The sequence below is a fragment of the Chryseobacterium sp. 2VB genome (assembly GCF_005503635.1).
Classification (GTDB): domain Bacteria; phylum Bacteroidota; class Bacteroidia; order Flavobacteriales; family Weeksellaceae; genus Chryseobacterium; species Chryseobacterium cupriresistens.
Map to the genome: position 1 here is coordinate 326368 of NZ_SCNC01000002.1, position 13590 is coordinate 339957.

The window sequence follows — 13590 nt, forward strand, 5'->3', positions numbered from 1 at the left end:
TTTATTTTAAAAATCAAATTTCACTCCCATTGTAAACCTTGGTCTGTAATATTCAGCCTGTGCGGTTCTGCTTGGGATTCCCTGGTAGTATCTTAACGGCTGGTTCGTCAGATTATTGGCTTCTGCAAAAACTCTGAGCTGGGTCGTAATCTTGTAGGAAGCATTAGCATCAAGGAAAAACTGTTTGTCGTAATAACGGTCATCAAATGCCTTGCCACCAAGCTCATCAATATAATGAGAAGCATAGTTCATGGAAACTCTTGCTGAAAAACGTTTGTTTTCCCATGAAAGAGATCCGTTGAACATATGAGGAGCAGCTCCCGGAAACCCTACATCTGTTCTTTCAATGCCTTCTTCATTGGTAATTCCTTTTGCTTTGGATTTAGTATAAGTATAGTTGACATACACTCCAAGTCCTTTCCAGAAACCTCCGGGAATGAAATCAAGCTGTCTTTGCAAAGCAACTTCAAACCCATAAATATCTACATTGTCACCATTACGCTGCTGGGTAAATTTCCAGTTGCTTTCTCCGGCCGGAATTGGGTTGGTTTGTCCCGTAAAATCATTGGCAAAGTCGTTCGCGGTATAATTTCTTTTGGAATACGTATAAATGAAATCGTTAAGATTTTTATAGAAAACACCTCCGGAAAGAATCCCTACAGACTTGAAATATTTCTCTGCCATGAAATCAAAATTGTAGGCATAGGTTGCCTTCAGATTCGGATTTCCTGCTGCAACAATTTCATCTTCTGAAATAACATTCAGATAAGGAACTAAAGAATAATAGTTAGGGCGGGCAAGAGCGGTAGTAAATGCTGCACGTAGTACAAGATCTTGCACCGGAACATATTTGAAGGAAATATTCGGAAGGACATTGGTATATGTATTGGTATTATTGATTTGCCCTACCAAATCCTTCTCATTCATGACATAATTTCCGGTGTAATTAATCTGGGTTGTTTCAATACGGGCTCCAAAGATCATCGATAGTTTATCATTAAAATCCTGATCCCAGCGGATATAACCTGCATAAATCTGCTCTTTTGCATTGTAATTGCTGGAAAGATACTTTTCAGGTTTCAGCTTACCGTTAAATAAAGTTGGATTGAATAAATCCAATCCGCCAAGGAAAGAAGGGTCAACAAATGTTCCCGGAACATAATTTCCCGGCTGGAAGTTTTCACCATTAAGGTGTATGGTTGGCACCGATAAAAGACTTCCCATATTGTTAACAGGTGTAAAAGCGTAGAAATCATTCTCTCTTTCCTTTTTCTTCAAACGCATGCGGAAACCGGTACGAAGACGTCCTTTTTGCCCATCAATTACAGAAAACGGAAAACGTACATTCACTTTTGCTCCCAGTTCTTTTTCCTGGGTAAAGTTATTGGCATCCGAGAGATCACTCAGTTTATAGCTTCCCAGATTGTCTGCTGCGAGAAGGTTGATCACAGGTTTTTCAGGATTGCTAAGGTCCGGAGAGAAGTTCATCTTGCTGTTTTCAAACTCTATATAACGCTGATGAGGTTTATCTTCACTTGCGATGGCGTAATTGACAGCCCAGTCGAGGTCAACTTTAGAACCTAATAAATGTTCTCCTCGTAAAGCATAGTTCTGAACTTTTTGTTTTTCCAGACGGGTATTGTCATTATCGGCATCACCTCCTTTATTTTGTCTTGTGATACTTCCTTTCCAGTCTGTAATCTCAGTTTCATCAGCATTATAAACAGGTTTTATTTTATATCCTAAAGCAAATCTGGTTTCCTTATCATTCCTGAAGTTGTACATCGCAGAAGCATAGATCTTATTTTTGGAATTGAACTCATAATCCATGTTGAGATCAAAACTATGTCTGATACGGTGTTCATTATAATAGCGAACTCCCATTTTGCTTACATAAACCGTTTGGGCAAGATCATTGGCCTGGCTCCATACGGGTTCTATATTGTCCGAACCAAAATTGTTGTTGTTATAGGAAAAACTGAATACCGCGCCTAATTTTTTATCCAGAAAACGGTTTCCGTACACAAATCCGGCAGTGTAATTTCCTTTTTCACGAATCGGATTGTATCCTCCGGCAACGGTTGCGGAAATCCTCTGTCCGTTCGGGGAAGCCCTGGTAATCAGGTTTACGGAACCTCCGATGGCATCGGCATCCATATCCGGAGTTAAAGTCTTATTAACTTCTATAGTAGAAATCATATCGGAAGGGATCAGGTCCATCTGTACATTACGGTTATCTCCTTCAGCAGACGGAATCCGGTCACCATTCAGCGTAACGGAGTTCAGATTGGGTGCAAGCCCTCTGATAATAAGATTTCTGGCTTCACCCTGATCATTTTGTATCGTAATTCCCGGAACACGTTTCAAAGCATCTCCGATATTGGCATCCGGAAAACGTCCGATCTGATCAGAAGAAATCACATTGGTAATATTGGCGTTATTTCTTTGTTTATTCAAGGCTCTTGCCTGATTTTTCAGAGTCGCTCCCGAAACTACAATGGCTGCAATGGATGTCTCTTTCTTGTCGAAAATAATATTCTGACGGGTGTTTTTTTCAGGTTCTACCGTTACAGTATACTCATGCACACCATAACCGAGGTAGTCAATTTTCATGGTATAGCTTCCTGGAGGAACATTCAGAAATACAAAGTTTCCGTGCTCATCCGAAGTGGTATATATATTTCCCGGGCTTAAAGAGATCTTGGCTCCAGGCAGGGCTATCTTTGAATCATCATTGATATTTCCGGACAAAGAACCGGTTTGTGCATAGAAAAAAATAGAGGCACAAAATAAAACAGACGTAAAAATTTTCTTCACTTTTAATATTTTAGATAAAAATAACAGCAAAATTAAACGTCTGTTTGGCAAATGCGTTGAAGAGAAAATTAAGAATATCTTAAGAATTGTTAATATAAAGGTCCTGAAATCCGAAATTTTATCTATTAAATTTAAAAAATGCTATCTGAAATGGGTTTGAAATTCTCTAAAAGTTTTGCCAAACTCTTCTGTTAGTTCATAATTGCTTAATTCATATTCTTCAAGTACACCCGTTTGAGTGGAAAATCGAATGTTTCCATAGCGTACGACAGGAATTTGATAATTACTTTTAAATCTTTTATCCCGGCTACCATTTTTATTAACTTTTGCCCAGGTTTGGCCTATGATTTTAGAGTCTCTGGGAACAGTTGATGTTTCAGTAAATCTCGTATAGGTTTGATGAAAATTAAGCTCGTCAATCCCTATAATTGCAAAATTGTTTTCATTGTTATACATAACAATAAATGTTGGATAGATATAAAAGTCTGCTCCATTTGCATTTTTCAGATATAATGCCTGGTAATCTGACTTGATATAAGGAATTGATTTCAATGCAAAATGTACTTCGCGTCTCTTTACTATTGTACTTGCTGAGGAGCGCATTGCCACCCTGTCTTGGTAATGAGAACTTGTAATATCCCATATCTTGTGAGAGGTTGTAAGTTTCTTGAAAGCTTCATGCACCAGTTCAAATTTTTTTTTAACTTCATTATCAAAATCAATTTCAAGGTTAACATAACATTTTTCAATCATCATTTTTATCTGTTTAATAGCTTGCTTTTGAGCTTTTATATCTCTATCAGAATTTTGCGGAATATTCTTATTAACAAAACCATAAAGAAATACAAAACTCAAAATTTTTTTTGTCTTTGTTAAAAAGAGCGTTCTTGAAGTTTTTTTAAGATCAGTAATTAATTCCTTTTTTTGTTGATGAGCTAAAATGATAGATTCTTTAATTCCCTGCATATTCTGACTTGTGATTTCATGAATATCAGCACTGAAAATATTTTCGTCATAATAAAAATTGTTGATAGGATTTTCCGGATACTGTGAAATTGGTTGATATTGGGATTTTGAACTGCTTTTGGATGCTGACTTAGGAGTAGATAATTTTTGTCGACTAGAAAAGCCAAGGATAGAAGTACTTAATGTTGTACCGGATTTGTTGAAATTAATACTGGCACCTTTTACACCTATTGTAGTAGATATACCTCTTTTACTAAAATTAAGATGTACTCCGGGAATTACCTTGATCCTTTTTCTATAGCTCCAAGCCATGATTATTGTTTTATTGGTTAGGTGTCAAAATTAAATAGTAAAACGATAGTCTTTTTACGGTTTTCCATAATGGCATATAATCAATTAAAAACTCTATCTTTCAGAACCTAAATTCTTCTCAACAGCATTTCCCTCTACGAGCAAAGTCAATTCATTACATCGTATAATCTGATGATTCCTGATGGTAAATTCTGCCAATACTTTATGTACCACCTTACTTCCATCTTTTAGGGTGGATTTTACTATGTGGTGGGTAAATATGATATTACCATTTTCAGCGTAACTGATGATATCAAGCTTTTGTTCAGCCACTTTTTCTTTCAGTTTTCTGATGTGAAGAACAAATTCATCATAAGTAAGCTGAGAATGATCAACAATCTGAATGTATTCTTTTGAAAAGTATTTTTCGATTAATAATTCGTCAAATACCGGATTTTCTAGTACTTCCTGGAATACCTGCCGGATAAAATGCTTCATAATTTTATTATTTTGAAGCAAAATTACCTTACAGACTCATGACTGAACGATAACAATTGTAAAGAAATTACCTGCGGTTGCGTATTCTGCTTAATGAAACACTTGTGATTCCGAGATAAGAGGCAATATAATGCTGTGGAAAGCGTAGAAGAAGCTCCGGTCTGTTTTTGAGAAGCTGCTGATACCTTTCCTGAGGTGAATCTCTGATAAAAGAAATCAGCCGTTTATTAATTTCACTGAAACGTTTGTAAAAAAGCGGCTGAAAAGTGTGCTGGAATTCCTCATTTTCCATGAGCCTGTGAAAAGTTTCAGCGTGTAATTCATAAACAGTGGTTGATTCCAGAGTTTCAATAACAAAATCGCTGGGATTGCCATTCAGGAAGCTGTCAAAAGATGAAACTGCCTGATTTTCTGTTATAAACTCCAGGGTAAGTTCTTTTCCGTCCTGATAGAAGAATATTCTTAAGGCTCCTTTTTTTACCAGGAACATCTTATCTGAGATCTTTCCTTCCTCAAGCAGGATAGTTTTAGCAGGATAAGTAATTTCAGTTGATAAATGAAGGTCTGTTTTCAAAAAAGAATGAAGATCTGGAATGTGCATATCTGAAGGATTAATGGGAGATGTTCAGTATATCCTGTACGATCACTTTAGATTTTTCAATCAGTTCATTGGATCTGTAAAGCTGGCTGGTCAGTATTGAACTTTCAAAAAGAAGATAGATATGGGCTGAAATCATATCGTTTTGAATATCTTCATTGAAGGATTCTCTCAACTTTATTTTATGATCACGGATTACTTTATGAATTTCTTCCTTATCTGCAGGAATTTCCGACAGAATATTCAGAAAACTGCATCCTCTGAAATCTTCTCTTTCATTCATGTCGATCAGGAAATCGAAGGATTTCCGGAACTTTTCTTGTAGTGTTTCTGCTTCTGCTGTGAATTTTTCAAGTTCAGACACCCAGTAATCATATCTTTTATTAAGAAATTCTATACAAAGATCATCTTTAGATTTAAAATGCTGGTAAAAGCTTGCCTTGGATACTTTAGACTCCTCAATGATTTGATTGATGCCCGTATTGTTATAACCTTGTCTATGGAAGAGAACCATTGCTGTGTTTAATATTCTTTCGCGAGGTTTAGGCATAATGTGAAATTTTTACAAATGTAGAAAATAAACAGACCGGTATGTTTGAAAAAGTAAATGATTTTAAATAAAACCTCTGGCATAATAAAGCTGAATAACGAAGAATAATACGGTGAAAAACCATACGATATAAGGATGGTAGCTGAAATTATTCTTCAGAATATAGTGTAAAGCTTTGAAAAGCTTGAAGATTCCGATGATTCCAATGATAATAAAAACCAGAAAAACCAGAAAGAACAAATATTCTCTTGTTCCATAATTACTTATCTTTCCCAGACTTTCTATATAAGCATCTACATTCAAAGTTTCTCCAAGAAACATAGCCGAGCTGATTAATATAAAAAAAGGAGTAGAGGTGTAGACGGTTGTATAAATAAAAGAAAATAATAACGTCCGGAAGGTGACGGTATTCACTTTTTCTTTTTTGTACCATAACAAAGCAACAGTGAATATGACTGCAGTAATATTATTCATCAAAAATATAAAGAGCGCTTTTTCTACCATACTGAGCCCTTTGATTTTTGAAATAATATTATGCTCACCACCATAATCCATTAAAATTACAGAGACAATCACAGAGGTATAAACAGACAGTTTGATAGGAGAAAGGTAGTCGTGAAAACGTTCAGCCTCTTCTTTTTCCATCTCATGAACAGACAGGTCATAACAGCGTCGCGGATCCTGAAACAATTTGAATATCGTTACAGGAACCAGTAAAATTTCAATAATAATCTGAAGGCACAGCTTCTCAAAGCTATCGATTAATTTTTCAAACATGTATGTGTATTTGTATTAAGGGAACGTTTGCAATTTAATTATTTTTTGCAATACATCTCAAAAGTGAATAAAAAAAGTGGATGATTCCGAGCGAATCATCCACTTTTTTATCTAAAAGGTTTTTATTTTGGCAGTCCTTTTTTCAAAGCGATATGGGCTTTTTCTACTGCTTTTCTTTCTTTCCAGTCCATATACCTTTTCTTGTATCTGGTTTTCATAAAGTTATCAAAATTACGCTGAACAGCAAGATTCCATAGGGAATGTGCTTTTACAGCCCAGCTTTTATCCCAGGCACGCAGGGAAATAGAGAAAGATCCGTCCAGATATTTCATCCAGTGCCACCAGCCTGTAGGCATAAATAAGGTATCTCCGTGTTCCAGAAAACATTCAATACCTTCAATACCATCCAATGCAGGAAACTTTTCAAAGTCAGGATTGGCGATATCATAATCTTCCAGTGCATAGGTGGCATAAGGAAGTTTATACAGACGTGTTTTCCACTTGTATTCAAACAGAAGAACATGCTTTCTTCCATTAAAATGGGTATGGAAGATATGCGGCATATCAATATCGTAATGAAGGAATGTGACAGAACCTTTACCTCCGAAAAACATACTGGGATATTTATCTAAAAACCCACCCATAAGATTCTTTGGCGGAACATAATCGTCTAACAGTTTGGGCGCAAATTTTATAGGGTCAAAGAAAAAAATTCTCAGATCAGTAGGCTCTTTCTGAATAAGGTCAACATAATCACGAAAAGGCATTTTTGTAGTCGGAGTATTGATAGGAGCGGCAGGATCTGCTTTGGAACTATCATAAAGGGGAACTTCAACATCGCCTACTACTTCTTTCATGTAATCCATCGTCCATTTCTGATAAGCGGGCCACTTTCTTGCCATATTTCTGATTACCACCGGCTTACATGGCTTTAGATATTTTTCACGGAAATCTTCCTGTGAAATGTCATCTACAATATCAATTGGTTTAAGGATTATTCCCATTCGTTCAAATTATTAAGCTAAAGTATTAAATATTTGTGATAAAAAGATGGAAAGAATTAAAATTATTTGGAATTAATATAAATAAAGAGTAAAAATGCAGATTTACACTTTACTTTTTTGGAGTTATTATGATGAGGATGTTTCTGTTATTCTTTTAATTCTATTGTGTGCAAACGATAAACGATATTTGTAGAATACAATAATTGTATGTATCATTGTTGTATTAAAAACAGCCATGAAGCGTATTTCGACTATTCTTCTTTCGCTTGTATTTGCAAGTGCTTTTTCACAGAAATCAACAAGGATTTTTACTTCAGATATTGATAATTTTTGGGTGGCTTATGACAGCATTCAAAAAACAAATGATTATTCCGGAAAGCTTGATCTTATCAAACGACTCTATACTGATAAAGCAACAAAAGGCTTAAAAGCTTTTATGGATGCCAGAGATTATAACGATAGTGTATATGTAAAAGTCATAGAAAAATACCCTAAATTCTGGAATTCAGTAAGGCCGAATACCTTAATAATAAAAACCAAGACCAAAGAGTTGGAAGCTGGTGTTGTCAGGCTGAAGCAATTGTATCCTGAACTTAAAGATGCCGAAATGTATTTTACAATTGGGGCACTTAACTCTGGCGGAACTGTGAGCGGAAATATGGTATTGGTAGGTGCAGAACTTGCCAGCGGAACAGAAGCAACAGAGGTCTCAGAATTTAAAGATGAATGGCTGAAGGGTGTTTTTGCCAATCAGTCTCCGGATAATATCGTTTCCCTGAATATTCATGAATATATCCATACCCAGCAGAGCGGAAATCAAAACAGGGTTTTAAACCAGGCCATAAAGGAAGGCTCATGTGATCTGATTGCCGAACTGGTGATGAATGAACCTTTGAAAAGGAAATATATTTCATACGGAATGGCTTACGAAGCTGAAATTAAAGCTCAGTTTAAAAAAGAAATGTTTAGCGGTAATCTTCCCAACTGGTTTTATAATGGAAGACAAAAAGGAGAGGGAGCTGATTTAGGGTATTATGTGGGGTATGAAATCAGTAAAATGTACTACCAGAATGCAAAAGATAAAAAGCAGGCCATCAAAGATATTATTGAGCTGAATTATGATGATAATAAAGCTGTTGAAGATTTCCTGGGCAAATCAAAGTTTTTCAAGGAAAAAACCGCTGATCTTTTGAAAGAATATCGTAAGAAGCAGCCATATGTTGTAAAAATAGATCCTGAAAATGGCTCTGCGAGCGTAAGTGCCGATACAAAAGAACTCAGAATTACTTTTTCACAGGAAATGGTTCCCGGATATTATTCTTTCAATCTTTCTGATAAAGGAAAAGAATATATGCCGATGACCAAAGTGAAAGGAATGGAAAATAATGATAAAACGTTGGTCTTGGAAGTAGATGTAAAGCCGGGCAAAGAGTATGAATTTATACTTACCAATAAAAGTTTCAGGTCTAAAGAAGGATACCCTCTGAAAGATGAAAACCTGGTTATAAAATTTAAAACGAGGGAAAAATAGTTTGATTACAAATGAGTGATAACCAGCTTTTATATACAGTTCCAATAGTTTGCTTTCTGCTTATTGTTGTTCCTTTCAGTATTACAGAAAGTTTGGGGTAAATATATTCCTGTTCTGTTTATGGGGCTCGGTTTTATATTATCATTTGTTGTTTGGCAGAGTTCGAAAAAAGCTGCAAAAGTAAAAGCTGAGTTTGCTTTTCGTAATTCCATTCATTAGAAAATCATTATATTCGGCTTCGTAAAAATAATGATATGCAAGTATATGAAGGGATTTCTGTGGGGTTGTATCTGTTATTAATGATAGGTATAGGCATATATTCTTATAGAAAATCAACAAGTAATTCAGAAGAGTTTTTAATTGGCGGCCGGAAAATGGGAGCTGCCGTAACAGCATTATCCGCGGGAGCAGCCGATATGAGCGGATGGCTTTTGATGGGGGTTCCGGGAGCAATGTATCTGTCCGGAATTTCAAGTTCGTGGATTGCGATAGGGCTAACCATTGGTGCTTATCTCAATTATATTATTGTAGCCCCAAGACTCAGAATTTATACAGAGGTGGCACAGAATGCCATTACGTTACCTGTATTTTTTGAAAACAGGTTTAAAAATAAAAATCAGCTCCTGAAAATTACATCGTCTATTTTCATTCTGGTATTTTTTACCCTGTACACTTCTGCAGGAATGGTATCGGGAGGAAAATTATTCGAATCTGCTTTCGGAATGGATTATACTGCTGGCTTACTTCTGACAAGTCTGGTGGTAGTGCTGTATACATTTTTAGGTGGATTTCTGGCTGTAAGTCTTACTGATTTTGTGCAAGGTACCATTATGGTATTAGCATTGGTGATTGTTCCGATTGTAGCGATTTCCCAAATCGGAAATGTGGGAGAGACGTTTTCCCTGATTGAAGCAAAAAATCCAAAATATCTGGATCTGTTCAGAGGAACCACAACCGTAAGTATTGTGTCTTTATTGGCATGGGGATTAGGATATTGCGGTCAGCCTCATATTCTGGTACGTTTTATGGCCATTGACAAACCGAAAGATCTGATCAAAGCGAGACGCATCGGGATTACATGGATGATCTTTACTGTTGCCGGAGCTCTGGCCATAGGATTGGTAGGAATCGCTTATCTGCAAAAGTTCGATATGAATACCATGATGAAGTTTGACGGATCAAAGACGGAAGCAGAAACTATTTTCATTTATTTCTCCCGTATATTATTCCATCCGTTCATTGCAGGATTTTTACTTACAGCTATTCTGGCAGCGGTAATGAGTACGATTTCCTCTCAGTTATTGGTGACTTCAAGTTCATTAACAGAAGATATTTACAAAGCTTTTCTGAATAAAAAAGCAACTCCTAAGCAATTATTAATAGCAAGCAGGCTTTCTGTTTTACTGGTAGCTGTCATTGCGGTACTTTTATCCCTGGATCCAAAGGATAGTATTCTCAATCTGGTGGGAAATGCATGGGCAGGTTTTGGTTCTGCATTCGGGCCCCTGATCCTGCTGTCGCTTTTATGGAAAAAGGCAACATGGCAGGGAGGTTTTGCCGGAATGATGGTAGGAGGAATCACAGTATTAGCCTGGGTTTATCTACAACATCCGCTGAAAGACTGGTATGAAATCATTCCTGGGTTTACGCTTTCCCTGTTGACTAACGTGATTGTTTCATTATCAACATATAAGCCTGATCCTGTCATTGAAAGCGAATTCAATGAAGTTCAAAAGATCATGCACGAATAGCATCCGGCACTAAAATATTACAGTTATAAAGAATCTCCTCTTGCACAAGTAAGGGGAGATTCTTTATTTTACATTTAAAATAAAATCGAAAATTTATTATTATTTAACAGTCTGTGCTATAGGTGTTTTACTGTTTTTTGCCATTAATGATTAGCATAATAAGTGCAAGGATAAAGCCTATAATGCTCGACCATATTATATTTTCAATACCATAATGGGCAATCCAGCTCCCTCCAAGCAGAGTTCCGGCTGTAACGGCAAAATTCCCGCAGGAAGTAAAAATACTGTTGATGAACTCAGAGGTCTCTGATGAGGAGGACGTTACATTGATATTGCTGATCAGAAAACCTCCGGAATGAATAAGCCCCCAAAAGGTTACAATCAAAATCATCGGTATAAAATAACTTCCGTAATGCCCAATCAGAAGGTGGATTCCGGATAATAAAATCAGGAACACAAAAGTAGTCTGAAACGGAAACCTGCTCATATATTTTCCTGCAATTCTGTTTCCTGCAATTCCTGCGGTTCCAAACAGAAAAAATAGTATACTGATCTGTTTCCCGTTCATTTGGGTGACATTCTTTAAAAAATCTGCCATATAACCATAAGTTGAATACATGGCTGCAATGATGAAGAATGCCAGAAAAAGCCCGTTCCATAGATGTTTATTCCGGAATATTTTAATGGGAAATTTACCTGAAGATGCTCCCGTATTCTGAATGGATGGCAGATAAAACCATACTCCCGCCAGAGCAACTCCATTAATGGAAGCGGTAAGTAAAAAAGAGGACTGCCAGGAAAGCAGGCCAGATATAAATGTTGCCAATGGCACTCCTAAAACCGTTGCTAGTGTAAGCCCGGAAAAAATAATACTAACAGCCCTGGATTTCTCTGCAGGATCTGAGGTTTGCCCGGCGACAGATAAAGCAATGGACCAGTATACCGGATGAAAAAATGCAGGAATCATTCTAACGATGAGAAGGAGATAAAAATTGGTAATAAATGCAGACAGGATATTGGCAGCAACAAAAACCGATAAAGAAAAAATTAATAAGCTTTTCCTTTTGAAAGAAGACAATATAAGAAGCATGAAGGGCCCGAAAACAGCAACGATCAATGCAAATGCACTCAGCAGCCATCCCGCTTTTTCAATGGAAACCCGGAATGCGGAAGCAAGTTCGGGTAATACTCCAATCACTCCGAACTCTGTAGTGGTAATTCCGAAAACACCTAGTGCCAGTACATAAAGATTTCTGTTCATATTCATTATTTTTTTGCAAATTTGCAGAATAGACTATCAGAAAACTATATACTTACCTTTTAGTTCTATACTTACCTTTTTGAAAGTGTTAATCTAAAAAACGTTGTTATGCCTGAATTTTTCCATGATAAAAGACTGTATTATACTCCTATTGAATTTGCATTAAGTCATATCGGCGGAACATGGAAGATGCCGATTTTGTGGAGACTGCAGGAGAAGCCACTCCGTTTTAGCGAGCTTAAAAAGGATATTCCTCATATTACAGATAAAATGCTCACCAGTCAGCTGCGTGAGCTGGAAGCTAAAGAGATGATTCACAGGGAAGTATTTCCCGTAATTCCTCCAAAAGTAGAGTATAGTCTTACAAAGAAAGGAGAGAAAGCCATTCCGGTTATTGAAACTATCATGAAATTTGGTTACGATCTGATTAAGGATGAGGGAATTGTCTTCCCGCCTAAAGAATGATAACACTTCATTTTCTGTTGCATAAAGCTTTTTTCATACCTTCACCATAAAATTGATCCAACAGTATGAAGCTGAAATTAGGGATATTAGATCAGTCACCCGCCACCATGGGCGGCAGTGCGGCATCTGCATTGAAAAACAGTCTTAATCTTGCTGTAATGGCTGAAGAAACAGGGTTTCACAGCATCATGTATTCCGAACATCATGGAGTAGAAGCTTATGGAAGTTCCAGTCCCGAGCTTTTAGCTGCAATTGCTCTCAGTAAAACAAACCGGATCAAAATAGGAACTGCCGGAATCATGATGAGAAACTATTCTGCCTATAAGATTGCAGAATGGACCAAAATGCTGTCGACCCTTTATCCTGAACGCTTTATTCTCGGCCTGGGAAAAGCTCCCGGAGGATTAAAAGATGCTGTCATGGCACTGAACAATCATAAACCGGTAGTGTTATCCAATATGGAAACAAAGCTGGAAGAGATCATTCAATTCATAAAGGACGAAGAAGGAGTCTATGAAGGCCTTATTGCACAGCCGACTCATGTACAGCATATTCCGGAAATTATGTGGCTGGGCTCAGGAATGACCTCCGCCCGGGAAGCTGCAAAGCATGGAGTTGGATATTCATTCGCTGCTTTTATGAATAGTGAGAACGGAAAGGAAAATACAGATACATATCTCAGAGAATTTGACGGAACACAATATTTTTCCCAGCCTTCTCTGCAGGTTGCCGTATCGGTATCAGTAGCAGATACGATAGAAGTTGCCAGACGGAATGCTTACGGAATGGCCTATCAGTTTTTACAATCCCGGAAATTAGAAAGTCCGGATGCGGTTCTTTCTCCGGAAGTGGTGGAACAGAAGATTCTGGGAACAAAGGATGAAGAAGAATTCTATACTGTTTTAAACAGAATTATTATAGAAACACCGGAATCTGTTAACCAGAGATTAGATGAAATTGCCCAAAAGTACAATACCGATGATCTCCTGATATTGTGTAATATGTACCGGGAAGAAGACCGCATCAACACGTATAAAAGTATCATTAAAAATAACAGATAAACTCCACAGTATGAAATTCT

General features: G+C 36.9%; 12 protein-coding genes. 4 read left to right on the forward strand and 8 right to left on the reverse strand.

Annotated features, from left to right (window positions below; translation table 11 throughout):
• Positions 1-6: 6 nt before the first annotated feature.
• The 7 genes from FFS26_RS03585 to FFS26_RS03615 all read right to left on the reverse strand — a co-directional run bounded on the left by FFS26_RS03585 (position 7) and on the right by FFS26_RS03615 (position 7501).
• Positions 7-2817: a TonB-dependent receptor gene (locus tag FFS26_RS03585; RefSeq protein WP_137904300.1), complete on the reverse strand. Its 2811-nt coding sequence runs from the start codon at positions 2815-2817 to the stop codon at positions 7-9.
• Between the two features lie 141 nt (positions 2818-2958).
• Positions 2959-4095, reverse strand: a complete 1137-nt coding sequence (locus FFS26_RS03590) for a DUF4236 domain-containing protein (protein WP_137904301.1) — start codon at positions 4093-4095, stop codon at positions 2959-2961.
• Positions 4096-4188: 93 nt separating this feature from the next.
• Positions 4189-4572, reverse strand: coding sequence for a hypothetical protein (locus FFS26_RS03595; RefSeq protein WP_137904302.1), 384 nt, complete (start codon positions 4570-4572; stop codon positions 4189-4191).
• A 67-nt stretch (positions 4573-4639) separates the two neighbouring features.
• Complete coding sequence (locus tag FFS26_RS03600; protein ID WP_110009748.1) at positions 4640-5173, reverse strand: Crp/Fnr family transcriptional regulator; 534 nt, start codon at positions 5171-5173, stop codon at positions 4640-4642.
• 10 nt (positions 5174-5183) lie between these two features.
• Positions 5184-5720, reverse strand: coding sequence for a TetR/AcrR family transcriptional regulator (locus FFS26_RS03605; RefSeq protein ID WP_137904303.1), 537 nt, complete (start codon positions 5718-5720; stop codon positions 5184-5186).
• A gap of 63 nt (positions 5721-5783) precedes the next feature.
• Positions 5784-6497 carry a hypothetical protein gene (locus FFS26_RS03610; protein WP_110009750.1) on the reverse strand — a complete coding sequence of 238 codons (714 nt, stop codon included), beginning with the start codon at positions 6495-6497 and terminating at the stop codon, positions 5784-5786.
• 122 nt (positions 6498-6619) lie between these two features.
• Positions 6620-7501 (reverse strand): cupin-like domain-containing protein, encoded by an 882-nt coding sequence (locus FFS26_RS03615; protein WP_110009751.1) that lies wholly within the window; start codon positions 7499-7501, stop codon positions 6620-6622.
• 235 nt (positions 7502-7736) lie between these two features.
• On the opposite strand from FFS26_RS03615, the gene FFS26_RS03620 reads away from it, so the two are divergent.
• Together FFS26_RS03620 and putP are read left to right on the forward strand one after the other, a co-directional pair.
• A complete protein-coding gene (locus FFS26_RS03620) occupies positions 7737-9032 on the forward strand; it encodes an Ig-like domain-containing protein (protein ID WP_137904304.1) in 1296 nt (431 codons plus the stop codon).
• Positions 9033-9286: 254 nt separating this feature from the next.
• Positions 9287-10783 (forward strand): sodium/proline symporter PutP, encoded by a 1497-nt coding sequence (gene putP, locus FFS26_RS03625; RefSeq protein ID WP_137904305.1) that lies wholly within the window; start codon positions 9287-9289, stop codon positions 10781-10783.
• A gap of 127 nt (positions 10784-10910) precedes the next feature.
• Here the strand turns inward: putP and FFS26_RS03630 are convergent, their stop codons facing one another.
• Positions 10911-12044: an MFS transporter gene (locus FFS26_RS03630; RefSeq protein ID WP_228449384.1), complete on the reverse strand. Its 1134-nt coding sequence runs from the start codon at positions 12042-12044 to the stop codon at positions 10911-10913.
• A gap of 108 nt (positions 12045-12152) precedes the next feature.
• On the opposite strand from FFS26_RS03630, the gene FFS26_RS03635 reads away from it, so the two are divergent.
• Both FFS26_RS03635 and FFS26_RS03640 read left to right on the forward strand, forming a co-directional pair.
• A complete protein-coding gene (locus FFS26_RS03635; RefSeq protein WP_110009755.1) occupies positions 12153-12509 on the forward strand; it encodes a winged helix-turn-helix transcriptional regulator in 357 nt (118 codons plus the stop codon).
• 65 nt (positions 12510-12574) lie between these two features.
• Complete coding sequence (locus tag FFS26_RS03640; RefSeq protein WP_137904307.1) at positions 12575-13570, forward strand: MsnO8 family LLM class oxidoreductase; 996 nt, start codon at positions 12575-12577, stop codon at positions 13568-13570.
• The last annotated feature ends 20 nt before the right edge of the window (positions 13571-13590 follow it).

What these genes read in the sequence shown, in the direction of transcription:
- FFS26_RS03600 (WP_110009748.1), bottom strand. Translation starts at nt 5,173, where the DNA reads ATGCACATTCCAGATCTTCATTCTTTTTTGAAAACAGACCTTCATTTA.
- FFS26_RS03630 (WP_228449384.1), bottom strand. Translation starts at nt 12,044, where the DNA reads ATGAACAGAAATCTTTATGTACTGGCACTAGGTGTTTTCGGAATTACC.
- FFS26_RS03595 (WP_137904302.1), bottom strand. Translation starts at nt 4,572, where the DNA reads ATGAAGCATTTTATCCGGCAGGTATTCCAGGAAGTACTAGAAAATCCG.
- FFS26_RS03590 (WP_137904301.1), bottom strand. Translation starts at nt 4,095, where the DNA reads ATGGCTTGGAGCTATAGAAAAAGGATCAAGGTAATTCCCGGAGTACAT.
- putP (WP_137904305.1), top strand. Translation starts at nt 9,287, where the DNA reads ATGCAAGTATATGAAGGGATTTCTGTGGGGTTGTATCTGTTATTAATG.
- FFS26_RS03635 (WP_110009755.1), top strand. Translation starts at nt 12,153, where the DNA reads ATGCCTGAATTTTTCCATGATAAAAGACTGTATTATACTCCTATTGAA.
- FFS26_RS03620 (WP_137904304.1), top strand. Translation starts at nt 7,737, where the DNA reads ATGAAGCGTATTTCGACTATTCTTCTTTCGCTTGTATTTGCAAGTGCT.
- FFS26_RS03610 (WP_110009750.1), bottom strand. Translation starts at nt 6,497, where the DNA reads ATGTTTGAAAAATTAATCGATAGCTTTGAGAAGCTGTGCCTTCAGATT.
- FFS26_RS03605 (WP_137904303.1), bottom strand. Translation starts at nt 5,720, where the DNA reads ATGCCTAAACCTCGCGAAAGAATATTAAACACAGCAATGGTTCTCTTC.
- FFS26_RS03640 (WP_137904307.1), top strand. Translation starts at nt 12,575, where the DNA reads ATGAAGCTGAAATTAGGGATATTAGATCAGTCACCCGCCACCATGGGC.
- FFS26_RS03615 (WP_110009751.1), bottom strand. Translation starts at nt 7,501, where the DNA reads ATGGGAATAATCCTTAAACCAATTGATATTGTAGATGACATTTCACAG.